General features: G+C 59.6%; 23 protein-coding genes and 1 riboswitch. Of the genes, 13 read left to right on the top strand and 10 right to left on the bottom strand.

Annotated elements, in window-relative coordinates; all coding sequences use genetic code 11:
* Positions 1–47: 47 nt before the first annotated feature.
* Complete coding sequence (locus CFBP1590_RS21865; protein ID WP_029241315.1) at positions 48–542, top strand: hypothetical protein; 495 nt, start codon at positions 48–50, stop codon at positions 540–542.
* Between the two features lie 66 nt (positions 543–608).
* Positions 609–896 carry a PA4642 family protein gene (locus CFBP1590_RS21860; protein ID WP_029241314.1) on the top strand — a complete coding sequence of 96 codons (288 nt, stop codon included), beginning with the start codon at positions 609–611 and terminating at the stop codon, positions 894–896.
* Positions 897–1,293: 397 nt separating this feature from the next.
* On the opposite strand, the gene CFBP1590_RS21855 is transcribed toward CFBP1590_RS21860, so the two are convergent.
* Positions 1,294–2,121, bottom strand: a complete 828-nt coding sequence (locus CFBP1590_RS21855; RefSeq protein WP_004879752.1) for an amino acid ABC transporter permease — start codon at positions 2,119–2,121, stop codon at positions 1,294–1,296.
* Entirely contained in the window at positions 2,118–2,939 is an 822-nt protein-coding gene (locus CFBP1590_RS21850; protein ID WP_004879750.1) for an ABC transporter substrate-binding protein, read from the bottom strand. The genes CFBP1590_RS21855 and CFBP1590_RS21850 overlap by 4 nt, the downstream gene beginning before the upstream one ends.
* Before the next feature lie 110 nt (positions 2,940–3,049).
* Here CFBP1590_RS21850 and CFBP1590_RS21845 point away from each other — a divergent pair, with 110 nt between their 5' ends.
* Positions 3,050–3,946 (top strand): homocysteine S-methyltransferase family protein, encoded by an 897-nt coding sequence (locus CFBP1590_RS21845; RefSeq protein ID WP_025993203.1) that lies wholly within the window; start codon positions 3,050–3,052, stop codon positions 3,944–3,946.
* Positions 3,947–4,030: 84 nt separating this feature from the next.
* Here the strand turns inward: CFBP1590_RS21845 and mqo are convergent, their stop codons facing one another.
* Entirely contained in the window at positions 4,031–5,539 is a 1,509-nt protein-coding gene (gene mqo / locus CFBP1590_RS21840; protein ID WP_058430999.1) for a malate dehydrogenase (quinone), read from the bottom strand.
* Positions 5,540–6,264: 725 nt separating this feature from the next.
* Positions 6,265–6,498, bottom strand: a complete 234-nt coding sequence (locus tag CFBP1590_RS21835) for a hypothetical protein (protein WP_029242149.1) — start codon at positions 6,496–6,498, stop codon at positions 6,265–6,267.
* Between the two features lie 204 nt (positions 6,499–6,702).
* Here CFBP1590_RS21835 and CFBP1590_RS21830 point away from each other — a divergent pair, with 204 nt between their 5' ends.
* On the top strand, positions 6,703–7,287 hold the full coding sequence (locus tag CFBP1590_RS21830) for a YajG family lipoprotein (RefSeq protein WP_025993200.1): 585 nt from the start codon (positions 6,703–6,705) through the stop codon (positions 7,285–7,287).
* Between the two features lie 74 nt (positions 7,288–7,361).
* Here CFBP1590_RS21830 and CFBP1590_RS21825 read toward each other — a convergent pair whose 3' ends face one another.
* Positions 7,362–7,568 (bottom strand): hypothetical protein, encoded by a 207-nt coding sequence (locus CFBP1590_RS21825; protein ID WP_004879742.1) that lies wholly within the window; start codon positions 7,566–7,568, stop codon positions 7,362–7,364.
* Positions 7,569–7,931: 363 nt separating this feature from the next.
* Entirely contained in the window at positions 7,932–9,095 is a 1,164-nt protein-coding gene (locus CFBP1590_RS21820; RefSeq protein ID WP_058431000.1) for a 1-acyl-sn-glycerol-3-phosphate acyltransferase, read from the bottom strand.
* Positions 9,096–9,200: 105 nt separating this feature from the next.
* On the opposite strand from CFBP1590_RS21820, the gene CFBP1590_RS21815 reads away from it, so the two are divergent.
* The 4 genes from CFBP1590_RS21815 to CFBP1590_RS21800 all read left to right on the top strand — a co-directional run bounded on the left by CFBP1590_RS21815 (position 9,201) and on the right by CFBP1590_RS21800 (position 11,281).
* A complete protein-coding gene (locus CFBP1590_RS21815) occupies positions 9,201–9,383 on the top strand; it encodes a CPXCG motif-containing cysteine-rich protein (RefSeq protein WP_025996322.1) in 183 nt (60 codons plus the stop codon).
* Complete coding sequence (locus CFBP1590_RS21810; protein ID WP_004885160.1) at positions 9,383–9,646, top strand: putative signal transducing protein; 264 nt, start codon at positions 9,383–9,385, stop codon at positions 9,644–9,646. Before CFBP1590_RS21815 ends, CFBP1590_RS21810 begins: the two co-directional genes overlap by 1 nt.
* 31 nt (positions 9,647–9,677) lie before the next feature.
* Complete coding sequence (locus CFBP1590_RS21805) at positions 9,678–10,307, top strand: SOS response-associated peptidase (protein WP_029242106.1); 630 nt, start codon at positions 9,678–9,680, stop codon at positions 10,305–10,307.
* Positions 10,308–10,462: 155 nt separating this feature from the next.
* Entirely contained in the window at positions 10,463–11,281 is an 819-nt protein-coding gene (locus CFBP1590_RS21800; RefSeq protein ID WP_029242107.1) for a M48 family metallopeptidase, read from the top strand.
* A 60-nt stretch (positions 11,282–11,341) separates the two neighbouring features.
* Here the strand turns inward: CFBP1590_RS21800 and CFBP1590_RS21795 are convergent, their stop codons facing one another.
* The 3 genes from CFBP1590_RS21795 to CFBP1590_RS21785 all read right to left on the bottom strand — a co-directional run bounded on the left by CFBP1590_RS21795 (position 11,342) and on the right by CFBP1590_RS21785 (position 14,323).
* The gene (locus CFBP1590_RS21795; protein WP_004885157.1) at positions 11,342–11,926 is read right to left on the bottom strand and encodes a TMEM165/GDT1 family protein; all 585 of its coding nucleotides are present in this window, start codon (positions 11,924–11,926) and stop codon (positions 11,342–11,344) included.
* Between the two features lie 69 nt (positions 11,927–11,995).
* Positions 11,996–12,134, bottom strand: a riboswitch (yybP-ykoY riboswitch).
* 38 nt (positions 12,135–12,172) lie between these two features.
* Positions 12,173–13,171 carry a methyltransferase gene (locus CFBP1590_RS21790; protein WP_029242108.1) on the bottom strand — a complete coding sequence of 333 codons (999 nt, stop codon included), beginning with the start codon at positions 13,169–13,171 and terminating at the stop codon, positions 12,173–12,175.
* 183 nt (positions 13,172–13,354) lie between these two features.
* Complete coding sequence (locus CFBP1590_RS21785) at positions 13,355–14,323, bottom strand: 2-hydroxyacid dehydrogenase (RefSeq protein WP_029242109.1); 969 nt, start codon at positions 14,321–14,323, stop codon at positions 13,355–13,357.
* A gap of 87 nt (positions 14,324–14,410) precedes the next feature.
* Here CFBP1590_RS21785 and CFBP1590_RS21780 point away from each other — a divergent pair, with 87 nt between their 5' ends.
* The 5 genes from CFBP1590_RS21780 to CFBP1590_RS21760 all read left to right on the top strand — a co-directional run bounded on the left by CFBP1590_RS21780 (position 14,411) and on the right by CFBP1590_RS21760 (position 23,555).
* Complete coding sequence (locus tag CFBP1590_RS21780; protein WP_088235901.1) at positions 14,411–15,040, top strand: LysE family translocator; 630 nt, start codon at positions 14,411–14,413, stop codon at positions 15,038–15,040.
* Positions 15,041–15,223: 183 nt separating this feature from the next.
* On the top strand, positions 15,224–16,906 hold the full coding sequence (locus CFBP1590_RS21775) for a fatty acid--CoA ligase (RefSeq protein ID WP_088235900.1): 1,683 nt from the start codon (positions 15,224–15,226) through the stop codon (positions 16,904–16,906).
* Between the two features lie 362 nt (positions 16,907–17,268).
* A complete protein-coding gene (locus tag CFBP1590_RS21770; protein WP_004885152.1) occupies positions 17,269–19,206 on the top strand; it encodes a DUF1302 domain-containing protein in 1,938 nt (645 codons plus the stop codon).
* Between the two features lie 30 nt (positions 19,207–19,236).
* A complete protein-coding gene (locus CFBP1590_RS21765) occupies positions 19,237–20,601 on the top strand; it encodes a DUF1329 domain-containing protein (protein WP_025996330.1) in 1,365 nt (454 codons plus the stop codon).
* 221 nt (positions 20,602–20,822) lie between these two features.
* Positions 20,823–23,555 carry a winged helix-turn-helix domain-containing protein gene (locus CFBP1590_RS21760; RefSeq protein WP_029242112.1) on the top strand — a complete coding sequence of 911 codons (2,733 nt, stop codon included), beginning with the start codon at positions 20,823–20,825 and terminating at the stop codon, positions 23,553–23,555.
* Here the strand turns inward: CFBP1590_RS21760 and CFBP1590_RS21755 are convergent.
* A complete protein-coding gene (locus tag CFBP1590_RS21755; protein ID WP_088235899.1) occupies positions 23,552–24,751 on the bottom strand; it encodes a cyclic di-GMP phosphodiesterase in 1,200 nt (399 codons plus the stop codon). The two genes, CFBP1590_RS21760 and CFBP1590_RS21755, sit on opposite strands and share 4 nt — an antisense overlap.
* Positions 24,752–24,979: the final 228 nt, after the last annotated feature.

Below are 24,979 nucleotides of genomic sequence, written 5' to 3'. Positions count from 1 at the left end.
CGAGCGACCGGGGCAGCGTCTATCCGCATCTCTCAGGGACACTCTGCATGAAGCTACTGATTCCGGGCGCCCTTGCGCTGGCGCTGTTTTCAGGTCTGACCGTTGCGGTACCGGTGTCAGCCAGCCCCATGCACGACCAGTACCTGCCGCCCGACGAACAGGGCCTGCGTGTCGGTGAACCCGAGGTGCAGCAATTGATGCGGGTCACCGAGTACACCATCGTCGCCGGTAATCAGAGACCGTCGAGCCAACAGCCCATTCCGGTCACTTCGTCGTTGCTGTTGCGCCTCAAGGGCAAGTCCTTGAACAAGGGGGCGTCCATTTCGCAGGTGCTGATCCACTTCGATTCGGGCGACAGCAAGAGTCTGAAGAAACCCGCTTACGACGAGCCTTCACGCACCCTGACGCTTTACTACCCGCTGGCCCAATACCGGATTCTTGTGGATTTGCTGCGCAACGAAAAAGTGTATTGCCAGTTCATCAGTTACGCCAACGGTCACATCTGGGCCGACCTGCACACCACGCCTGCACGCGCGCGTTGAGCCGTACACTCACGCAGGGGTAAACTGCCCGCCCGTGAAAGTGTCTGCGACCAGGTGGAGCCCGCAATGCGTAAAGACAAGAAACAGTTGATTGGCGATGAGATCGGTGATGAGCAGATCAAACTGTTCCTGAATTTCGAACCCTACGATGCCACCTCGCCCTCGCTGCACAAACTGATCAAGGCCTATCGCGGTCTGCGGATCAACGATTTCGAGCGCTTTCTGGTGTTCTTCAAGGAAGCCGGTCATGACTTCGACGGCAAGGACGAGCACGGCAACGATTTCATCGCCCTGATCAAGGACCAGCGCAACGCCGATGAATACATCGAGCTGATCGAACAGGCGCGCGGCTGAGGGATTGCCGGCTAAGTGATCGTACCCACGCTCCTGCGCTCATCGTTATACACAAGTCCGCAAGACGCGCAAAACGGTGGGCAAAACGAAAGTGACTGACTGAATGCATACCCCCGTCCGTGGTCGCAGCAAGGCTCGGGCATAACGCTGAGCACAAGCATGGGCATGATCGGCGTGCCTGAGATCACGCTGATCGTTCCTACGCTCCGCGTGGGAATGCCGCCCAGGACGCTCCGCGTCCGCTCTCGAATGTGGCGCAGATGCGTGGACAAGCTCAAGCGTTATCCACGTCATGCGCTCGGCCCACTGAATTCGCAATCTGTGCCATTTGTGACGCGGAGCGTCACGGGATGCATGCCCACGCGGAGCGATGGGCACGATCTGAAGCGACTCGGAGTTACTTCCGGGCCTTGTAGGCCTTGCCGTAATGCCGTTCCAGTCTGGACTGCAACAGCTCCAGCCCGATCGACATGATCCAGTACAGCACCGCAGCGGTGGTCAGCATTTCGATGTAGCGATAGCTGGACCGGCCGTAGGATTGCGCCAGAAACATCACTTCCCAGACGCCCATCACCGAGATCAGCGACGAATCCTTGAGCATCGAGATGAACTGATTGGTCGTCGGCGGGATGATGGTGCGCATGGCCTGGGGCAGGGTGACGCGCCAGAAGATCTGGGTGGGACGCAGCCCCAGCGCCAGTGCCGCTTCACTCTGTCCCGCCGCGACACCGATGATGCCTGCGCGAAAGATCTCGCTCAGGTAGGCCCCATAGTTGAGCGACAGGGCGATCACGCCGGCCATGATCGCGCCCGGCACAATCCCCACCTGTGGCAAGCCCAGGTAGATGAGCAGGATCTGAATCAGCAGCGGCGTGCCGCGAAAGAACGACGCGTAGAAGCTGGCGATGCCGAAGGCCACAGCACTGCTGGACAGCCTTGCCAGCGCCGTGACGAAACCCAGCACCACCGATACGATGATCGAGCACACGGACACGAACAGCGTCAGCGCCGCGCCTTGCAGAAAGCCGTTGGGCGCAAGGTGCAGGCCGATCAGGTTGGGCAGCTTGTCGAGAATGATCGACAGCTTCAGGTCGAAGCTCAGGAAGAAGCCCGCAAACAGCACGAACATGACCAGCCAGGTCAGGTACAGCCGCGTGCGGAAACCGAAGATGCGCTTGAGCAGGCTTTGATCAGCCTGCTCGGGTGGACGTGGGAAAGAAGTCATTTACTGATATCGGCGCCGATCCACTTTTGCGACAGCTTGCTGAGGGTGCCGTCCTTTTTCAGCTCGGCGAACACTTCACGCACTTTGGCGTCCCACTCGGGGTCGTTCTTCTCGATGGCGACGAAGTTGGGTTCTTCATACAGAGACTCACCGGCCAGCTTGAAGCGCTTGTCCTGATCAAGTCGCGGTTTGGCGGTCACCAGGTTGGTCAACACGGCGTCCAGACGCACCCCGGCACCGAGTCCCAGATCCTGGAAAGCAACGTTGTCGTTGTCGTACGGGGCGATCTGCACGTTCTCGAACGGGTATTGCAGCGGCTTGTCTTCCGCCCCTTCGATTACGAGGTTTTTGTTCAGGTAACTTTCATAACTGGAAGCGCTGGTCAGACCGACCTTTTTGTCGCTCAGGTCCTTGGCCGAATGAATGCGGTCATCCTTGGCGTTGACCACGATCACCGCAGGCGATGCGTAGTACTCGACCGGGAAGTTGAACACTTCAGCACGGGCCTTGCTCGGAGTCATCGAGCAGACGCAGATGTCGTAACGACCGCTCCAGCGACCGGCCGCGATCACGTCCCAGGACGGTGTTTCGAGGCGCAACTTGACGCCCAGCTTCTGTGCGACTGCCTTGGCGACGTCGACGTCAAAGCCGTCCAGTTCATTCTTGTCGTTCAGAAAAGAGAACGGTGGATAACTTTCCATGAGGACGTTGACCAGCTCTTTGTTCTTCTGCACGCGGTCCAGTGTGGCGCCGGCCAGGGCTTGAGTGGAGGCGGCCAGAGTAACCAGGCCAATGCCCAGCAAAGCGCTAAGTTTCACGGATGTCCCCTGAGAAAGTGTTTGTAGTTTGATGAAAGTGCCGTATTAAATACGTTATACAAGACTGACTCATAATGAGTTTTTTTCATATACATATAAGTAGATCACATATGACCCAAGGCTCAACTGTAATTCTCGATGGCGGCATGGGCCGCGAACTACAGCGTCGCGGCGCGCCATTTCGTCAGCCGGAATGGTCCGCACTGGCCTTGAGCGAAGCACCCGAGGCCGTCAGCGATGTGCACGCCGCTTATATCGAAAGTGGCGCTCAGGTGATTACCAGCAACAGCTACGCGGTGGTGCCGTTTCACATCGGCGAAGAGCGCTTTGCGAAGGAAGGTCAGGCGCTGGCCGCACTGGCCGGGAAACTCGCACGCGCTTCAGCCGATGCCTCCGGTGGCCGTGCGCGCGTGGCAGGTTCGATCCCGCCGTTGTTCGGCTCCTACCGTCCGGACTTGTACAAGCCGGAGCGGGCTGCCGAAATCCTGCAGCCGTTGGTGGCCGGTCTGACGCCCTATGTCGATCTCTGGCTGGCCGAGACCCAGAGCTGCATCCTCGAAGCGCAGACCATTCGCGCAGGCCTGCCAGTAGATGGCAAACCGTTCTGGCTGTCCTTCACGCTGCAGGACGAAGACACTGACGAAGTTCCACGTCTGCGTTCAGGCGAGCCCGTGGCAGATGCTGCCCGTGCAGCGGCTGAAATGGGCGTTTCGACGCTGCTGTTCAATTGCAGCCAGCCGGAAGTGATTGGCGGCGCCATCGATGCTGCACGCGAGGTGTTCAAAACGTTGAACGCTGATATCGCCATCGGTGCCTACGCCAACGCCTTCCCGCCGCAACCCAAGGACGCCAAGGCGAACGATGGTCTGGATGAACTGCGCGAAGATCTCGATCCGCAGGGTTATCAGCAGTGGGCGGCAGACTGGGTCAAGCGCGGTGCCACGCACATCGGCGGTTGCTGCGGTATCGGCCCTGAGCACATCGCGGTGCTGTCCCGCAGTCTTTGATCCTTCGCCTTTAAGCGCACAAAGAAAAACCCCGTGGCTCGCTGGAGTCCACGGGGTTTTTCAATTCAACGAGCAGCCATCAAATCAGGCGAAGCTCTGTTCCTGATTGGTTTTTTCAGTCAGCTCCAGATTCTCATCGTTCTGGGTGCTGACGCGCTCGTAAAGCTCTGCGTCGGTTTCCAGCGCCTTTTCCCGAGCCGGGAAAATCTCGCTGAGCTTGGCAGCCCACTCGGTGCGGGTTTTTTCCGGGAAGCAGCGTTCGATCAGTTCCAGCATGATCGATACCGTCACCGAGGCGCCCGGCGAAGCGCCGAGCAACGCCGCGAGTGAGCCATCCTTCGCCGAGACCAGTTCGGTGCCGAATTGCAGCACACCGCCTTTCTTGGCGTCTTTCTTGATGATCTGCACGCGCTGACCGGCTACTTCCAGGCGCCAGTCTTCGGCTTTGGCTTCCGGATAGAAGCGACGCAACGACTCAAGACGCTGCTCCATGGACTGCATCACTTCGCTGACCAGGTACTTGGTCAGGTCCATGTTGTCGCGGGCCACCGCCAGCATCGGCTTGATGTTGGCCACGCGCACCGACAGCGGCAGGTCCAGGAACGAACCGTGCTTCAGGAACTTGGTGGTGAAACCGGCGTAAGGTCCGAACAGCAGGGACTTCTTGCCATCGACTACGCGGGTATCCAGGTGCGGCACCGACATCGGCGGCGAACCCACTGCGGCCTGGCTGTAGACCTTGGCCTGGTGATGCTTGACCACTTCCGGGTTGTCGCAACGCAGCCACTGGCCACTGACCGGGAAGCCACCGAAACCCTTGCTCTCCTCGATGCCGGACATCTGCAGCAACGGCAATGCCGCGCCACCTGCACCGAGGAACACGAATTTGGCGTCGATCTGCCGGGTGCCGCCGCTGTTCACGTCCTTGATGGTCACGGTCCAGCCATCGCCCCTGCGGGTCAGGTCGGTCACGCGTTTGCAGTATTTGACCTGAGCGTCAGGCGCGCTGGAAAGGTGCTTGAGCAACTGATTGGTCAGTGCACCGAAGTTGACGTCGGTGCCGTTCATCATGCGCGTCGCAGCGATTTTTTCGTCCGCCGGACGGCCCGGCATCATCAGCGGCATCCACTCGGCAAGTTTGGCCTTGTCTTCGGTGTACTCCATCGACGAGAACGCGTGATGCTTGCGCATCGCCTCGAAGCGGGTCTTGAGGAACGAGATGCCGTTTTCGCCTTGAACGAAGCTCAGGTGCGGAACCGGATTGATGAACGACTTCGCCGAACCGAAGGTGCCCTTGCGGGCCAGGTAGGCCCAGAACTGCTTCGACACTTCGAACTGGGTGTTGATGTGCACCGCTTTCTTGATGTCGATAGAGCCATCGGCAGCAGGCGGGGTGTAGTTGAGTTCGCACAGGCCGGCGTGGCCGGTGCCTGCGTTGTTCCAGGGGTTGGAACTCTCTGCAGCACCGGAGTCCATGAGCTCAACGACTTCCAGCTTGAGGCCGGGGTCGAGCTCTTTGAGCAGTACGGCCAGCGTGGCACTCATGATGCCGGCTCCGACCAGTACTACATCGACTGCTTCGTTATGCGCCATTAACGCGTCTCCAAAATCTGCAGCACCAAATTGACGGCATACGATCCTGAGGCTGTGTGCCGGGATGTCGGGGCAAGGGTCTGGGTTGTGCCCATCGCTTCCCGGCCAGGATCGCCTGTCCGATTCTTCGCAATTTTTCGCATCTCTCGCGCAGGTCCCGGTCAGGCTCGATCAAGGTTCATCAATGAGGCATGAACGCATGTTTGAACCCGCTCGGCCATTCGACCATCGTCAAGGTACGGGTCACGCAGGCGACCTGAACCTGACGATCGTCGTCAGGCCCCGGTAATGGAGGCGCAGTCGCGGTCAGTCCTGTTCGAAAGGGCCGGTTCAGACGCTGATGGTGCATTTACAAACGCGTACCTATTCATTTGCTCGCCACACTCTTGTGAAGTAGTGAAACCGTTTTTCACGTTCTTTTGGAAACGCGAACCAAACCTCAAAAATGGCTGCGATAGCAGCTCTGGCAGATCGCTGCATACAAGGTGAGGCGCTGACAGACCAGAAAGGTTCGATAGGATTCGAGCGATTCTGCACCATTCATCGAGCACACCGGCGTGCAATGACCTGTGTGGGCGGCTCTCTGTGGGCAGAACGGAGGCGCTAATACGGCGATTAGCAGTGCTGCGAGGCCCGATCAGGAGACGTCCTTATAATCGGGGGGAGATTATAGCGATGAAACGACAGGAATTGATCGGTTTAAGTGACTTTTATTCGTGATCGGGTCAGGCGGTGATTAACTGGCGGCGCGTTGCTCGCACGTTACGCTGCGCAACACGGGCGCTAGCGGGCAGTGGCCGGTTCAACCAGTTGAGTCGCTGCTCGGTCACTTCGACCCACTCATGTCCTGATGGACGCTCGGCGCAGTGCTTGAACGCGCGGCAGATACCGGCGTGGTCCACGCGGGCGTAGTGGCGGTGCTGTGGGCGTGCGGTGAAGAGGGACCAGAAAAGATTCATGGCGCAGCTCCTTTCGTGAGTGAGCGTCGAGGCAGTGAAGGCAAGTCTGCCGCGCAGATATGACGCCCTGATTACATCTCGGGAACCTGAACCATCCACGGTTTATGACGGTCCCAGCCTTGTCGGTTGGCGGACACTGGTTTGCCGGTGTTGCACGCCGCTATACTGCGGCACATTTAGTGTCTGGTCCTTGGAGAGATGAGCATGCTGCGTCGCCTTTTGTTCGGTTTGCTTGCTGTAAGCAGTTTGACCCTGGTGGGCTGTGCCCATAGCCCGCAACAACTCAGCCCGCAACCCAAGCTGAACGCACAACTCGCGCCTGTCGGACGCGGTCAGCCGGTCATCGTGCGCGTGGTAGACGGTCGTCCTGGACCGACGCTGGGCACGCGCGGCGGCATGTACCCGGAGACCAGTTCGATCAGCGTCAGCGGCAACGACATCGTGCCCAAGCTGCAGGCTCAGGCTGAAGCCGCCGTGCGTCTGCTGGGTTTCACCCCGACTCAGGGTGGCGGCAACGCACCTCAGTTGACCGTGACCCTCGCAGACCTCAAGTATCAGTCGCCTAAAGAAGGCTTGTACGTGACCGAAGCCACCATTAGCTCGACCTTCCGCGCCGACGTTCGCAACAACGGCCGTAACTACAGCGGTCGTTATGCTGCGTCGCTGGACCAGCGTTTCGGCATGGCGCCTAACCAGGAAACCAACACCAAGCTGGTGAGTGATGTCCTGAGCGATGCGCTGACTCGCGTTTTCCAGGATCCGACCATCGGTTCGACCCTGTCGCAATAAATCAGCGCTGAATAAAAAGCCCGGCCCTCGATGAGAGGGCCGGGCTTTTTTACATCTGCAGGTCGCTGGCTGGATCAGGCTGCCTGCTGATAGAAGTCCAGAAAGCTGAAGCCGGTGTCTTGGTCCATGTCCGGCAGATCATGATGAACGTGACCGCCCAGAGCGCAGTAGACCAGCCAGTGGCGGTCCTGAACATTGAACGCCAAAGCATCGATCAGCTCCTGCTGTTCATCGCTCTGCGCGATCAGATAAAGGCGATCCTGGTTTTTTGCATGCAGCATGACAAGCTCCAAAAGGAAGGAAGTCCGTTTCTTGAGGAGCCACACAATGCCGAGGGCGCGTTACGGTTAGGTGACAGCGCGAGGGAAATTTCTTACAGGATGATTCGAGCCGTGGGCTTGGCTCACTGAATGCGCAATCTTCACTATTTGTGACGCAGAGCGTCACGGGCTGCATGCCCACGCGGAGCATGGGCACGATCAGTGTGCCTGGAGACCTCCGCTCGTTCCAACGCTCTGCGCTCATCGTTATACGCAAGTCCTCTTGGAGGAATACGATGATGATCGTTCCCACGCTCTGCGTGGGAATGCCTCCCAGGACGCTCCGCGTCCGGCCGTTATCAAATTGGCACGATCACCGGCGATTCAAAGCGCCAGGCCTGCCTTGACTCGATATTGATTACGCACGGGCATCGCATATTGCTGCACCAGATAAGGACGGTGCTCGGCGGGCGCGCCTGCCAGTCTGCTTTCCCATTCATCTTTTGCACGATTGAGCTCATCGACAGGGAACAGGTCGGCAGCCAGCGGCACGTTCAGGGCCGGGTCGGCATGGGTCCACTGCGCGTACGCCAGGTAATGCACCGGGAACAGGCGATAGCCGCCGAGGATCTGACGGTCCATTTCGATGGCCAGTTGCTTGGTGTCTTCGAAATGCTCGGTGATCGGCGGCGCGAAGTTCACGTGCACGCGACCTTTATAGCCGGTGATGCCCAGTGCGATGCTCACGTCGTCCTCACCCGGCGTCTTGGTGTAGACGCCGGTGGTGGCGCGGATATACAGCTCGCGCGCCTTGGCCTGATCACAGGGATCGTATTCGTAGCTGATGGACACCGGAATCAGGTTCAGCGAACGAATCACATCGCCGAAAGGCTCATCCTTGCGGCTCATGTGAAACATCTTGAGGATCGCCGACTCGGTACGGTCATCTCCGTCCTTGGCGCGACCTTCGGCCTGGGCAATCCAGATCGACTGGCAGTCCTTGGTGATCGAGTGATTGATGTACGCCGACAGCAACTGATAGGCCGCCATCTTCTCGCGTCGCCCGATGATCGAGCGATGCACGATAAAGCTCTTGTTCAGGCGCATCAGGTCGCTGACAAAGGGCTTCTGCAGCAGGTTGTCGCCAATCGCAATGCGCGGCGTCGGCAGGCCTGCGTGGTACACGGCGTAGTTGACGAACGCCGGGTCCATCACGATATCGCGGTGGTTGGCCAGAAACAGATAGGCACAGCCGGACTTGAGTTGCTCGACGCCGGTATAGGTGACGCCGTCGGTGGCGCGCTCGATGGTGTGGTCGACGTAGTACTCGACTTTGTCCTGCAGTGTGGCGACCGAATCGATACCGGCGAACTCACGGCGCAGCTTGCGGGCCAGGGTCGGTTGCAGAAACCAGCCGAACGCAGGCGCCAGACGAGGAAAACGGAATTTGGTCAGAATCGCGAGAAAGGCTTTATCACTCAGCAGACGTGCCAGAACGGCTGGGACTTCTGAATCGTTGTAAGGTCGGATGGCATCGAATTCGCCCATCATGCTCTCTTGTTGGAATCGGATAGGGTAAAAAGAAGGCAGGTTTTTCACGACAACCTTCAAAGAATGGCGCAATTATACGCACAACTGATCCCGGAGACCGCGATGCAGGAATTACAGAGTTACGACTGCCCTTACTGCGGCGAGCCCGTCGAAGCGTTACTGGATCTGTCCGGCGGTGATCAACAGTATATTGAAGACTGTCAGGTCTGCTGCCGCCCGATCGTATTCGACCTCCAGACCGACGGCGAGCAATGGACGCTGGATGTACGCACCGAGAACGAGTGATGCAGAGAATCTACGAGCCGGAAAACCTCATGGAAGGCGAGTTGCTGCAAGGCATGCTGGCCAGTGAAGGGATCGAAGCGGGCCTCACGGGCCGTGATCTTCTGGGTGGCATGGGTGAGTTGCCGGTGTTCGGCCTGCTGTGGATCACTGTCGACGACGACAAGGTCGAGCGCGCACGGGAACTGATCACTGCGTACAATGCCGCTTCGCCTTTGTCCGGTGGCGATGAGCCGGACAGTTTTCCCGATGTACTGGTGTGCTGAACGCCGTCTTTAAAGAGTCCGATTACCCCTCATGTGTGGACGTTATGCCCTGTTTCGCTGGACCCCCGCCTTCGCGGCCTTGCCCGGTTTTCCGGCTGACCAGCAGGCCCAGTGGAATATTTCTCCGGCGGACTGGGTGTTGATCATGCGCGCCGCCGAAGAGGGCGGCGACATCGAACTGGTGCGTGCCCGCTGGGGCCTGACCCCGGCCTGGCTGACGGATCTGTCGAAAACCCCGGCTCATGCACGCGCTGAAACCGTGGCCGAACAGCCCATGTTTCGCGAAGCCTTCAAGCAGCGGCGCTGCCTGCTTCCCGCCAATGGCTTCTATGAATGGCGCGGCACCTCGCGCAAGCGTCCGTTCTGGCTCACTCCGGGGGAAGGCTCAGCCTTGTTTTTTGCAGCGATCTGGGAAGCCTATCCGGTTCAGGGTCATACCTACCTGAGTGTCGCAGTGGTGACTCAGGCCGCCGCCACTCAGCGCCGTCCCTTGATTCTGGATGCTGAAGGTCAGAAAGCCTGGCTGTCGCCCGATACGCCGCTCCCCAAACTGCAAGCCTTGCTGGCTGCCCCGCAGGTCGCGCTGCGTGAACGGCCACTGGCCAATCTGGTGAACGACCCGAAGCTCAATGCGCCAGAGTGTCTGACGCCGCTGAGTTGATAAATGTGTATAAGCTGACACGCGCCTGATACACACCTGGCATACCCAAGGAACCATTTACCACTGGCATGTACCAATATGGCAATTGGCTGGTATCTGGCGCTGGGCGTATTCACGCCCTAGGATGACCGCCTCACGAACAAGGAGATCCACCCATGCGTCAGTCATTTGCCCTCTGTGCCTTGAGCGCTGCGTTACTGCTCGGCGGGTGTCAGGCCGTCAATACCACGACCGGTGATTCGGTAGGTGTCGAGCGCAAGCAGTACATGTTCAGCATGCTGTCCACGGATGAAGTGAACAAAATGTACGCCCAGTCCTACCAGCAGACGGTAGGCGAGGCGAGCAGCAAAGGCGTGCTGGACACCACCAGTTCAGACGCCAAGCGCGTCAATGCGATTGCCAAACGACTGATCGCGCAGGCGCCGAAGCTGCGTCCCGATTCGGCGCAATGGCAGTGGGAAGTGAACCTGATCAAGAGCGATGACCTGAACGCCAACTGCGGTCCTGGCGGCAAGATCATTTTCTTCACGGGCCTGATCGATACCCTGAAGCTGACCGACGACGAAATCGCTGCGGTCATGGGCCATGAAATCGCCCATGCCTTGCGTGAACACGGACGTGAAGCGATGTCCAAGGCTTACGGCGTGGCAATGGCCAAACAGGGCGCTGGCGCTTTGCTCGGTCTGGGTCAGGACACCATGGCGCTCGCCGACACCGCGGTTAATTACAGCATGACCCTGCCCAACAGCCGCAGCAACGAAAACGAAGCGGATCTACTGGGCCTTGAGTTGGCTGCGCGCGCCGGTTACAACCCCAACGCGGCGATCACCCTCTGGCAGAAAATGACTCAGAATTCGGGCGGTTCCCAGCCTGAGTTCATGAGCACTCACCCGGCTTCGGAACACCGCATTGCCTCTCTGCAGGCTGCGATTCCCAAGGTGATGCCGCTGTATCAGAGCGCTCCCAAGTCCTGATCGACCTCCATGAACGGCGCGTTGCCTGACAACCTGCAACGCGCCTGATCCCGTCAAATATCAAACCCAGCCACTGACCTGCATGGCCTTGTACACCGCGACCAGCGCCAGTACGAAGAAGGCACAGGCGGCCAGTCGACGAATCATGGTCAGCGGCAGTTTGTCTGCTGCGAAATTACCCGCCAGCACCACCGGCACGTTGGCGATCAGCATGCCGACCGTGGTGCCGATGATCACCAGCCACAGATGCGAATACTGCGCGGCCAGCATGACGGTCGCGATCTGGGTCTTGTCGCCGATTTCAGCGATGAAGAAGGTGATGAGGGTAGTCATGAACGGGCCGAATTTACGTGCCGTGCTGGCTTCGTCATCGTCCATCTTGTCCGGAACCAGAGTCCAGAGCGCGGTAGCGGTGAAGCTTGCGGCCAGAATCCAGTGCAGGACTGCGTCGGAAAGGAAGCTGCTGAACCAGGCCCCTACTGCGCCGGCGGCCGCATGGTTGGCCAGGGTCGCGGCGACGATGCCGGCGATGATGGGCCAGGGTTTGCGAAAGCGTGCGGCGAGGATGAGCGCGAGCAATTGCGTCTTGTCACCGATCTCGGCGAGCGCAACGACTGCGGTAGGGATTAAGAGTGATTCCAGCATCAGGTTTCCTAAGGGGCGGGTCGACACGGCTATGACACGTACAGCCTTCCCGCCCCGGGTAAGGTGTTCGTGTCATAGGTCTTGTCAAACCACCGATCCGTCTGAGCGGATTCTGGGTCGCACGCACCATGGTCTGAGGACCAAGTATGTTGATACGTGCCGGACGAGCGTGAGGCTCGTGGGAGACTACTCCCCTAGGACGGAGCGGATTCTGCCCTTGCAGAATCCTTTCGGCAAGCTCTTATTTCAAGAACGTTTGGCGCTGTAGATCTTGAACCCATTGCCTTGGGCACGGACTTCGCAGGCCCCGACATGCTCTTCGATCAGTGGCTGATAGCGCAGGAAATTATTCGCGACCAAGCGCAGTTCGCCACCTGATTTCAGATGTTGGCGTGCTTTTCTCAGCAGATTTTCGGTGGCCATGTAGTCAGTATGAACACCGACATGAAACGGCGGATTGCTCAAAATCGTGTTCAATCCCATGGGCGCCGCATCGATTCCGTCACCGGTCAAAACCTGTGCCTCAAGACCGTTGGCCGCCAGCGTCAGGCGCGAACTGGCCGTAGCGAATGCGTCCACATCCAGCATTACGACTTCGTTGTGCGGGTAGCGGCGCTTCACAGCAGCACCGAGAACGCCCGCGCCGCAGCCGAAGTCCAGCAGATTGCCGCTTGGCAGCTTGTCGATGTTTTCCAACAGAAGCGCTGAACCTCGATCCAGACGACCGTGGCTGAATACGCCGGGGAGGCTGATGACGGTGAGCGGGCCGTCCTGCAGGTCAATCTGATAAGGCTTGGCGAGGCTTTCCAGGCTGACTGCCTGCGGAGCTGTCTCGACGGTGACCTGCCAGAGCTGACAGTGACGCGCGCTGTCCAGCTTGCGAGCACGCCCGAACGGACTCAGTTGCCGAGCGGCGGCTTCGATACCGCCGCGTTTTTCACCGACCAGAAACAGCTCGCGACCCTGAAGGCGCGAGGCCAGTGCGTTGAGCAGGTAATCGGTCAGGTCGCGGGCCTTGGGCAGGAACAGCACGGCGGCCTCGAATGGCTCTTCCGGCGCCTCGACACCAAAGTGCGTGCGTCCTTCGAAGCGTGCATCCAGCGCAGCCTGATCACCGGCATGCCAGCACCAGCCACGGGCCTGCTGCAGTTTCCCGAGCAGGTCGTCGGCAGGCAATCCGGCCAACAACAGCGAGCCCTGAAACAGCTCGGCCTGACGGAGTAACACTTCACTGCGCGGGTCCATGGAATGGCTCCTGAAAAAGCGCGCAGTTTAACAGGATTGGCGAACGGGCATTCTGGAGAAAGGCGCAGGATCGCAGTGCCTGAACCTCCAGCGATCAGGTCTGCCTCACGCTGATCGTTCCTCACGCGTGGGAATGCCGCTCAGGACGCTCCGCGTCCCTGCACGCTGCGCCGCCTTAAAGGATCAGCCACTCACCACCCTGACCGGCGCACCGGCAAAGAATGCCCGGGCGTTTTCGGTGATCTGGCTGACGATACGCTGACGCGCTTCCCTGGCGCCCCAGGCGCTGTGCGGGGTGATGATCAGGCGCGGAATGTCGCCTGCGAGCAGGGGATTGCCTGCGACCGGAGGCTCAACGCTCAGCACGTCCGACGCTGCGCCGCCCAGATGGCCGTTGCGCAGTGCGTCGGCCAGGGCCTGTTCATTGATCAGCCCGCCGCGCGCGGTGTTGACGATAAATGCATGAGGTTTCATCAGACTCAGTTCGTACGCGCCGATCATGTCGCGGGTGTTGTCGTTGAGCGGGCAGTGCAGGGTGAGCGCATCGACCTGGGGCAACAGTTCTGTCAGCGGCAGGCGATCCGCGCGCGCTGGCCGACCTGGAATCTGCCCCAGCAACACACGCATGCCGAACGCCTCGGCCAGCCGTGCCACCGCGCCGCCCAGTTCGCCGTGGCCCAGCAGGCCCAGGGTCTTGCCTTCCAGCTCTACGATCGGAAAATCCAGCAGGCAGAACTGCTTCGATTTCTGCCACAGACCCTGGTGCACAGCCTGTTGGTAATCCGGCAGGCGCGTCGCCAGAGCCAGCAGCAGAAGCAGCGTGTGCTGGGCCACCGATGGCGTGCCGTAACCCTGGCAATTGCACACCGTCACGCCATGTTCGCGTGCGGAGATCAGGTCGACATTGTTGGTGCCCGTCGCAGTGACCAGAACCAGCTTGAGGTCCGGACAGGCTGCAAACGTGCCGGCATCGATCACGACCTTGTTGCTGATTGCAACCTGAGCACCCTTCAGGCGTTCGGCCACCTGCTCAGCTGTCGTACTGGCGTGCAGAACCAGTTCGCCAACACTTTCACGCAGTGTTCCCAGATCCAGATCGCCCAGATCCAGCGACGTGTGGTCGAGGAAAACTGCTCTGCCGGGATTACTCATAGCTGTACCTTTTGCGGAGAAAATGAAAAGCGTAGTGTGATCAGCCTATCAGAGCCCAGGCTTGCCAACATTCCAGGAGAACCAATCATGTATTGGCCAGAATTTCTCACCGTCGCGCTGATCCATCTGCTGGCCGTCGCCAGCCCCGGCCCCGATTTCGCCGTTGTGGTACGCGAAAGTGTTACCCATGGTCGCAAGGCCGGTACCTGGGCGGCGCTGGGTGTCGGCTCGGCGATTTTCGTGCACGTGGGCTATTCGCTGTTGGGCATCGGGATCATCGTTTCGCAATCCATCGTGCTGTTCAACGCCTTGAAATGGGCGGCAGCGGCGTACTTGCTGTACATCGGCTTCAAGGCCCTGCGGTCCAAACCTGCCAGCGCGACGGATGACGTCATCAAGGCCCCGGCGGGCGAGCGCACCGCGAAAGGCGCTTACGTGAGTGGTTTCGTCACCAATGGCCTCAACCCCAAGGCCACGTTGTTTTTCCTGTCGCTGTTCACCGTGGTGATCAACCCGCACACGCCGTTGCTGGTACAGGGCGGATACGGTGTCTACCTCGCGGCGGCGACCGCTTTGTGGTTCTGCCTGGTCGCCCGGCTGTTCAGCCAGGCACGGGTGCGCGCCGGTTTTGCGCGTATGGGCCACTGGTTCGACCGGGCGATGGGCGGGGTGTTGATCGCACTGGGCGTGAAGCTTGCGCTGACCGAGGTGCGCTGAGTGACAGAGAAATGAACGTGCAGGTTCGCGTGACAGACGAGAGCAGGTTCAGCGGAGAGTGGCTGGCCAGACGCCTGCATGGCTCGGATGAACAAATCATCATTTTGGCTGATTTGGCTGGCGAGGCGGTGCTCTAGAGTCCATATTTCAGGCTTGGCCTGTGAACTTTGGAAAGGGACTCATATGTTACAGACTCGCGTTCTTCCGCCAGCCGATGGCGCTTATCAGTACCCTCTGTTGCTCAAACGACTTCTGATGTCTGGCAGTCGCTATGAAAAAACGCGTGAAATCGTTTACCGGGATTCTGTTCGCTACACCTATGTCGAACTCAATGAACGTATCTGTCGCCTTGCCAATGCGCTGACAGCGGCCGGGGTCAAGGCTGGTGATACGGTGGCAGTCATGGACTGGGACAGCCACCGGTATCTTGAGTGCATGTTTGCGATCCCCATGATTGGTGCGGTGATACACACCGTCAACGTGCGACTCTCGCCCGAGCAGATTGCCTACACCATCAACCATGCTGACGACCGGGTCGTGCTGGTCAATAGCGAGTTCGTGGGCCTTTACAACGCTATTGCCGGGCACCTGACCACCGTCGAGAAAACCCTGCTGCTGACCGATCTGCCGGAAAAGACGGCCGATTTGCCGAACCTGGTCGGTGAATACGAAGAACTGCTGGCGGCGGCGAGTCCCGAATACGAATTCGAGGATTTCGACGAAAACTCGGTCGCCACCATGTTCTACACCACGGGCACGACGGGTAACCCCAAGGGTGTGTACTTCACCCACCGGCAACTGGTCCTGCACACCATGGGGGTCGCGACCATCATGGGCTGCATCGACAGCGTGCGGCTGCTGGGTACCGATGACGTTTACATGCCGATCACCCCGATGTTCCACGTGCATGCGTGGGGCGTCCCCTACGCCGCGACCATGCTCGGGCTAAAACAGGTGTATCCCGGCCGTTACGATCCTGAACTGCTGGTCGAGCTGTGGCGCAAGGAGAAGGTGACGTTCTCCCACTGTGTGCCGACCATCATGCAGATGCTGCTCAACGCCAAGTCTGCTGCCGACATTGATTTCGGCGGTTGGAAGATCATCATCGGCGGCAGTTCGCTCACGCGCACGCTGTACAAGGCGGCCAAGGCGAAAGGGATTCAGCTCACGGCGGCTTACGGCATGTCCGAAACCGGGCCGCTGATTTCCGTGGCGCACATCAACGAAGAACTGAAAGCGGGCAGTGAAGACGAGCGCATCACGTACCGGATCAAGGCGGGTGTGCCGGGCATGCTGGTGGACGCGGCGATTGTCGATGAACACGGCAACTTTTTGCCAGCCGATGGCGAAACCCAGGGCGAACTGGTGTTGCGTGCGCCCTGGCTGAGCGAGAGTTACTACCGAGAGCCTGAAAAGGGTGCCGAGATGTGGGCGGGCGGCTGGATGCACACTGGTGATGTGGCAACGCTGGACGGCATGGGTTTCATCGACATTCGTGACCGTATAAAAGACGTGATCAAGACCGGCGGCGAGTGGATTTCCTCTCTCGCGCTGGAAGACCTGTGCAGTCGGCACGCCGCCGTACGCGAAGTGGCCGTGGTCGGGATTCCTGACCCGCAGTGGGGCGAGCGGCCTTTTGCGTTGCTGGTGGTGCGCGAAGGGCATGAGCTGGATGCGCGGATTCTGAAGGAGCATCTCAAGCCTTTCGTCGAGCAGGGACACATCAACAAGTGGGCCATTCCCAGCCAGATCGCGCTTGTTACTGAAATTCCCAAAACCAGCGTCGGCAAGCTCGACAAGAAGAAGATGCGTCTGGATATCGTCCAGTGGCAGAGCAGCAACAGTGCATTTCTCTCCACGCTGTGACTGATTTGAACGCTGTGCGCCCGCCGTGCGAGTCAGTGCGGCAGGTGCTTGCGTCGAGGACACCGCGCTGCGCCTTGCCAAATCGCCAATTTAAGCCATTCTCCCCTCCAGGCCTGTCACGCAGTTCCTCGGGAACAGGCGGGCCAGAGGCGTTGATGCTGCAAATCACACTTTAGAGGGATCAAGCATCAGCGCCCGCTGGATATAGTCGGCATAGGGAATGCGCAAGAGCGGAAGTACATTTTGTGTTGGAGCCATTCAGGCTGCCTGATGAGTGTTGCCAGTCAGTTTTTGATTCGACTGCTGAGTCGTTTTTGGATTTTCCCCCTGCCATAACAATAAAAGCACATGGAGTAGCGTCGATGACAACCACCAACCCCTTCTGGCGCCGGGCGAAACTGCCTCTGGCTGTCAGTCTTGCCTCTTCGCTCGCCGGTCCTGCTTTCGGCGTTTCCTTCAACATCGGCGAGATTGAAGGCAGCTTCGACTCCTCGCTCTCCGTGGGCGCCAGCTGGTCGACCGAAAAGGCCAACAAGAACCTTATCGGGGCCAACAATGGCGGGCGCGGGCTGTCCCAGACGTCAGACGATGGCCACTTGAACTTCAAGCGTGGGGAGACGTTCTCGAAGATCTTCAAGGGCATTCATGACCTGGAGCTGAAATACGGCGACACCGGCGTCTTCATGCGTGGCAAGTACTGGTATGACTTCGAACTCAAGGACGAAGGGCGAGAATTCAAGGACATCAGCGATTCGAACCGCAAGGAAGGCGCCAAGTCGTCTGGGTTCCAGTTGCTCGATGCCTTCGTGTATCACAACTATTCGATCGCTGATCAGCCTGGCTCGGTCCGTTTCGGCAAGCAGGTCATCAGTTGGGGTGAAAGCACCTTCATCGGTGGCGGCATCAACAGCGTCAACCCTATCGACGTGTCCGCGTTCCGTCGGCCTGGCTCGGAAATCAAGGAAGGCCTGATTCCGGTCAACATGTTCTATCTATCGCAGAGCCTGACCGACAACCTGTCGGCCGAAGGTTTCTACCAGCTCGAGTGGGACCAGACGGTTACCGACAACTGCGGCACATTCTTCTCCCAGCCCGACGTCATCTCCGACGGCTGTGACAACAACCTCGCCGTACTGCGCAGCCGCAGCGGTTTGAACACCTCGCTGGCCGCAGCAGGTCTGCCGGCTGCCGCGCGCGGCGCCGTGTTCAACTCGCTGAGCCAGCAGGGCGTGGTGTTCGGCAATCCTGACGAAGGCGCGGTCGTGCGCCGTGGCCCTGACCGCGATGCGCGTGACAGCGGCCAGTTCGGTTTCGCCCTGCGTTACAACTATGAGCCGCTGGACACCGAGTTCGGTGCCTACATGATGAACTACCACAGTCGTGCGCCGATCTTCAGCGGACGCGGCGGTTCGGCAGCCTCTTTCAGCCCGGCCGGGCTGGTAGGTTCGCTGGTGCGCAATGGCATTCCGCAAGCCACGGCCGCGCGTCTGGCGCCGACCTTGCTGCCTGTCGTGGTGGCCGGTAACTCCAGCTATTACGTTGAATACCCTGAAGACATTCGCCTGTATGGCCTGAGCTTCTCCACCACACTGCCTACCGGCACTGCGTGGAGTGGTGAAATCAGCTACCGTCCGAACGCGCCGGTTCAGGTCAACACCACCGACATTCTGTATTCGGGCATTTCGCCGCTCAACCCGAACGTGTCGCTGCTGAACGGCCAGCCCAACACCGACCAGCCGGGTTATCGCCGCAAGGAAATCACCCAACTGCAGACCACCTTCACCCAGTTCTTCGATCAGGTCATGGGTGCCGAGCGTCTGACCCTGGTGGGCGAGGTCGGCTTCACGCACGTTGGCGGTCTGGAAAGCACGTCCGAGATCCGCTACGGCCGTGACCCGGTCTACGGGCCAGGCCCATTGCCTGGTGGCCAATGCGCCACGCTCAACGCCGGTACGCTCACCGGTGCCGACCAGAACAACCTGACCCGCTACTGCGAGAACGATGGTTTCACCACCTCCAACTCCTGGGGCTACCGCGCTCGCGCCATCTGGGACTACAACAGCTTCTTCGCCGGTGTGAACTTGCGCCCGAGTGTGGCCTGGTCGCATGACGTCAAGGGCTACTCGCCAGGCCCGGGCGGCAACTTCGAAGAAGGACGCAAGGCGGTCAGCCTCGGTCTGGATGCCGAATACCAGAACACCTATACCGCAGCCCTTTCCTACACCAACTTCTTCGATGGGAAGTACACCACGGTTGATGACCGCGACTTCGTTGCGCTCAGCTTCGGCATGAACTTCTAAGAACACGGTTTTTTCGGGATGACGATAAATATGAAAATAACAAAGGGTCTGTTGCAAGCCGGTCTGTTGAGCGTGTCGCTGCTGGCGACCAGCGTCATGGCGGCGGTGTCTGAATCCGAGGCGGCAAAACTGGGGACGTCTTTGACGCCCATGGGGGCAGAGAAGGCGGGTAACGCGGCGAACACCATTTCGGCCTGGACGCCGATGCCGAAGAACGCCGGCGCAGTCGACAGCAAGGGGTTCCTGGCCAATCCTTACGCCAGCGAAAAGCCGTTGTTCACCATCACGGCGGCCAACGTCGAGCAGTACAAGGACAAGCTGGCACCCGGCCAATACGCGATGTTCAAGCGTTACCCGGACAGTTACCGGATTCCGGTGTATCCGACACATCGTGGTGCAACCGTACCGGACGATGTCTACGCAGCCATCAAGCGTAACGCGACGACCACCAAACTGGTCGGCGGCGGCAGCGGACTGGAGAACTTCGAGACGGCCATCCCGTTTCCAATCCCGGCCAATGGCGTCGAAGTGATCTGGAACCACATCACCCGCTACCGTGGCGGCAGCGTGAAGCGTCTGGTGACCCAGGCCACTCCGCAGCCCAACGGTTCCTACAGCCTCGTGTACTTCGCCGATCAGTTCGTGTTCCGCGACAAGATGCGCGATTTCGATCCGAAGAATCCGGGCAACGTGCTGTTCTATTTCAAGCAGGAAGTGACTGCGCCGGCACGTCTGGCCGGTGGCGTACTGTTGGTCCACGAAACACTCGACCAGGTGAAGGAGCCGCGTTCGGCCTGGCTGTACAACGCCGGTCAGCGACGTGTGCGCCGGGCGCCGCAGGTCTCGTATGACGGGCCGGGCACTGCCTCGGACGGCCTGCGGACCTCCGACAACCTGGACATGTACAACGGTGCGCCGGATCGCTACGACTGGAAACTGATAGGCAAGCAGGAGATGTACATCGCCTCCAACAGCCACAAGCTGGACGATCCGACGCTTAAGTACGCCGACATCATCAAGGCCGGTCACATCAATCAGGACCTGACCCGTTACGAGCTGCGTCGTGTCTGGCACGTGACTGCGACCTTGAAGGAAGGTCAGCGCCACATCTATGCCAAGCGTGACTTCTTCATCGACGAAGACACCTGGCAGGCAGCAGTGATCGACCACTACGACGGCCGCGGCCAACTGTGGCGCGTCGCCGAAGCGCATGCCGAGAACTACTACGACAAACAAGTGCCGTGGTACGCCATTGAAACACTCTACGACCTGCAGTCGGGCCGTTACGTGGCGCTGGGCATGAAAAACGAAGAGAAACGTGCCTACGAATTCGGCTTCACGGCGGGCACCAGCGACTTCACGCCAAACGCGCTGCGTCAGGAGGGCGTTCGTTAATCACCGGTTTGTAGCGCTTGCGGATACACGAAGCGCTTCTGTGGAAAACGCTTGAACAGCAAAGCCCCGTCCGCGGGGCTTTTTTGCGTCTGGCCGCAGGCCTTATAAGTCGTAGGAATTTTGTTACAGTCTTTTCAATGATGACCTTCAAAACGATCCGCTAACCCGCTAGTCTCCGAGCACTGCCAAGCCGAACAAATCGATTCATACAAGAGCCGGCCATGACTGATCTGTCCCGTATGCAAGGGTTCGCAGACAGCGCGATTCCTGCGTTGGAAGGGCGATTCTTCCGACCGCCACTGCCCGATGGCCATGTTCCCAGACCCCGATTGTGCCAGCGCCTTCACGAAGGGTTGTCTGGGCGATTGCTGCTGGTCTGTGCTCCGGCCGGGTTTGGAAAAAGCTCTCTGGCGGTCGAGTTCTGTCAGGCGTTACCGGAGAAATGGCAAAGCGTGTGGCTGGGTCTGAGCTCCAGAGACCAGGATCCTGGACGTTTTCTGGAACGTCTGCTGGCAGGGCTTCAGCAGTTCCTTCCGCAATTGGGCGCGCAGGCGATGGGGTTGCTGAAGATGCGCCAGCGTCATCAGCCGTTTGCCTTTGAACCCTGGCTCGACGGACTGCTGGACGAACTGGCCGTTCACTTGATGCTCAGTCAGCCGCTCTTGCTGGTACTCGACGACTACCATCTGGCCCAGGGCAGTGTGCTTGATCGTTGTCTCCAGTTTCTGCTCAACCATTTGCCGGCGGGTCTGGTGGTAATGGTCACCAGCCGTCAGCGACCTGACTGGCATCTGGCCCGCCTGCGTCTTTCACGCCAGTTACTCGAAATCAACGAACATGACCTGCGGCTCACCCATGACGAGTCCATCGCATTGCTGGACCGGCACAGCCGCTCGCTCGACAACGAAGCGCTGCAAAGGCTGATTGAGCGCAGTGAGGGCTGGGTGGCGGGGCTGCGTTTCTGGCTGCTGGCGGCTGCCGAAGCCGGTGATGACAACGCTTTGCCTCAGGCGCTGCATGGCGGCGAGGTGATGATTCGCGAGTACCTGCTCGAAGAAGTCATCGACTGCCTGCCCGCCGAGGCTCAGGCGTTTCTTTATGAGACGGCGTGCCTGGAACGCTTTTGCAGCGCCCTGTGCGACGCAGCCCGGGATACCCACGACAGCGCCGAAATGCTGCGCTACCTGCAGGCGCATCAGGTGTTTCTGGTGCCGCTCGACGAGCAGGGCCACTGGTTTCGCTATCACCATTTGTTCTCAGACCTGCTGCGTACCCGGCAGGCCAGTGGCCCGCAGCAGACACGCCTGCACCTGAATGCCTGTCGCTGGTTCAGCGATCAGGGGCTGCTTGACGAAGCCGTTGAGCAGGCCCTGCGCGCCGGGCATCTGGATGTCGCAGCGAATCTGGTGCAGAACCTCTCCGAAGAACAGCTGCTGGCTGAGCAGAACGTCGGCATGTTGCTGCGCTGGAAAATGGATTTGCCTGACAGCCTGCTGACCAGCACCCCGCGTTTGATCGTGCTGTATGCCTGGGCATTGGGCCTGGCCTGCCAGCTGGATGCCGCCGAAGAACTGGCCAATCAGTTGAGTCGCTTCCTGCCCGCGCCGTCGGCAACCGCACAAAAATCCATGCTGGCCCAGTGGTTGGCGCTGAGTGGCGTGATTGCTCGTGGTCGGGGCGACAGCGACAGGACGCTGCGGTATTGCAGCGAAGCCCTGCTCAGCCTGCCCGAAAAACGTTACGGGCAGCGCCTGGTGTGCCTTTCGACGCTTGCCAATCTGGCCATCGCCCAAGGCGATCTGTGGCGCGCCCGCGCATTGAATCGCGATGCGCTGGAGCTGGCGCAACGGGTCGCAAATCCATTGTTCGAAGCGCTCGCCCACTATGATCGCGCCAGAGCCTTGCAGGCTCGGGGCGAGGTCCTGCGGGCGCTCGAAGAGGTGCGTCAGGGTCAACAGCGCCTCAAAGGACTGTCCTCGTCTCGTCTGTATGCGGTACGGGCGCGTCTGACCTTGTATGAAGGCTATCTGCTGACGCTGTGCATGCAGGTCGATGCGGGGCGGGCAAAACTGCTGGCCGGTCTGGCCGAAGCCCATGCCTGTCGCGATATCAGCGTGCTCATCGGCCATTGTGTGATTGCCACGATGGAAGGCTGTGCAGGGCGTTTTGCCGAAGCCTTTGCGGAGCTGGCCGAGGCCGAACGGTTGATGCACATCTGGGATGTCCCGCCGATTTATTACCTGGCCATGATCACGCTGGTCAAATGTGAACTCTGGCTGGTGCAGGGACGCATCGACCTGGCCGAGTCATGGTTGCTGCGCCTCACTCAGACCTACACCGGCGAGCTGGCCGCTGGCGCGCCTGAATGCCACCCACAGTTACCGCAGCAGATCGAACTGCAGCGCGCCATGCTGGACCGTATCAACGGCGATCATTGTGCCAGCGAGAAACGTCTTCTGGCGCTTGAAGAGCAGTCCCTGCGGATCGGTGCGCAATTGGTGGGCCTTTTGGCCATGACTCAGCATATCGGCCTGTTGCTTGACGCGGCCCGCCATGACGAAGCCCGGGAACGCTTGATGCGTAGCCTGCAGCCCGCCGCTGGTGGTGCGCTGTTTGCGTTTCGTGCGTTGCTCGACGAACACCCGCAATGGCTTCGTGATCAACTGCTCCAGGCACCGCCCTGCGCTGTGCGTAACGCGTTGCTTGAACACCTCCCCGCGTGCCAGGCGCGTCCCGTCGCAGAGTCCGTGCACGGCAGCGACTGCCTGAGCGTGCGTGAGCTGGACGTGCTGCGATTGATCGCACAGGGCTGTTCGAATCAGGAAATCAGCGAGCAATTGTTCATCTCGCTGCACACGGTCAAGACCCACGCCAGCCACATCAACAGCAAGCTGGGCGTGGAGCGCCGGACCCAGGCGGTGGCGAGGGCCAAGGCGCTGGGGCTGTTGAGTTAACCCGAGACGGACTGATCCGGCGCCAGGCCTGACCAGAGGTGATCGACGCTGTCCAGCCCCCAGTCGGCGGGGAGTTCAATCTTGATAATGGCGTCCCGGTCTTCGTTGCTCGCCAGGTCAATGATCTGCGCCGCGAAGGTCTTGCGGGTGCGTGCGGACATGAAAACCTTCACCCTGGGCGTCAGCAACGACGCGTCACTCTGCTCCATGACCACGCCCAGTCGCCCACTTTCAAGGCGCACCAGCGCACCCACCGGGTAGATGCCCACGGTCTTGACGAAAGTCTGGAACACCACGTCATCGAAGTGGCCTTTCCAGGAAGCCATCTCACGGATCGAATGGGCAACACCCCAGCCTTTCTTGTACGGTCGGTCCGAGGTGATCGCGTCATACACGTCGCAGACCGCACTCATTCTGGCGAAGATGCTGATGTCCGACCCTTGCAATCCATCGGGGTAACCCGAGCCGTCGACCTTCTCATGGTGATGCAGGCAGACATCCATCACCAGCGCCGCGACTGGCAGATTCTCCTCGAGAATTTTCAGACCCTGCTCGGGGTGGGTTTTCATCAGGGTGAATTCTTCGACGGTCAGCCTGCCGGGTTTGTTGAGGACTTCCGGTGCAATCATCATTTTGCCGACGTCATGCATGAGTCCCGCTACGCCGGCCTCACGGACCTGCTCATCGTTCATGCCCATCCGCCGGGCAAGCGCCACCATCAACGCGCAGACGGCAACCGAATGCATGTAGGTGTACTCATCCGATGTCTTGAGGCGGGACAGGCTGATCAGGGCGTGCGGATGGCGCAGGATCGAGTTGGAAATTTCCTCGACCATCAGGTCCACATTGTCCATCTTCATGGCGTACCCCATCCGGGCCTCGCTGAACATGTTCATCACGACATCGCGGGCCTTGCCGCAAATGGCTCTGGCGCGCTTGACCTCCTGTTCCAGGCTGACCGCTGCAGTGTCGTCATGCGCCGAGGCCGGTGTGGGTTGCGGCGTGTGATCACGGCCCTGTTGCGTGTCGATCCAGACCTCGAGGGTATCGGAAGACTGAATGCGTTTGAGCACATCGGTATCGTGAAGAACGGTTTCGACGTGAGCGACCCAGAAAGGATCACTGTTCCAAGGGCGGCAGAACTTATGGATGTGCATGCCAAGGCTGAGTTCGGAGACGGGGATCTTTTTCAGCATGCCCAGCCACCCAGATCTGGCTCGATGGAGCAGCCTGTGCGTGAGCAGGGCGCAACGGCCCCTTTGGATTGTGTGGTCTGGCGATGGATCGACATGACTTCACCTTATTGACTGCAAGGATCATCCTGATCTCGTAACGCCAGTATAAGCAGCAGTTCAGGAAAAGATCTTGTGTATTTAACTGACGTCAATAAGTTGCTGATTCTGTTTTTGTTGTTTTAGATCAAT

This window comes from Pseudomonas viridiflava (assembly GCF_900184295.1).
GTDB lineage: Bacteria > Pseudomonadota > Gammaproteobacteria > Pseudomonadales > Pseudomonadaceae > Aquipseudomonas > Aquipseudomonas viridiflava.
This window is presented reverse-complemented; position numbering and strand designations above follow the sequence as displayed.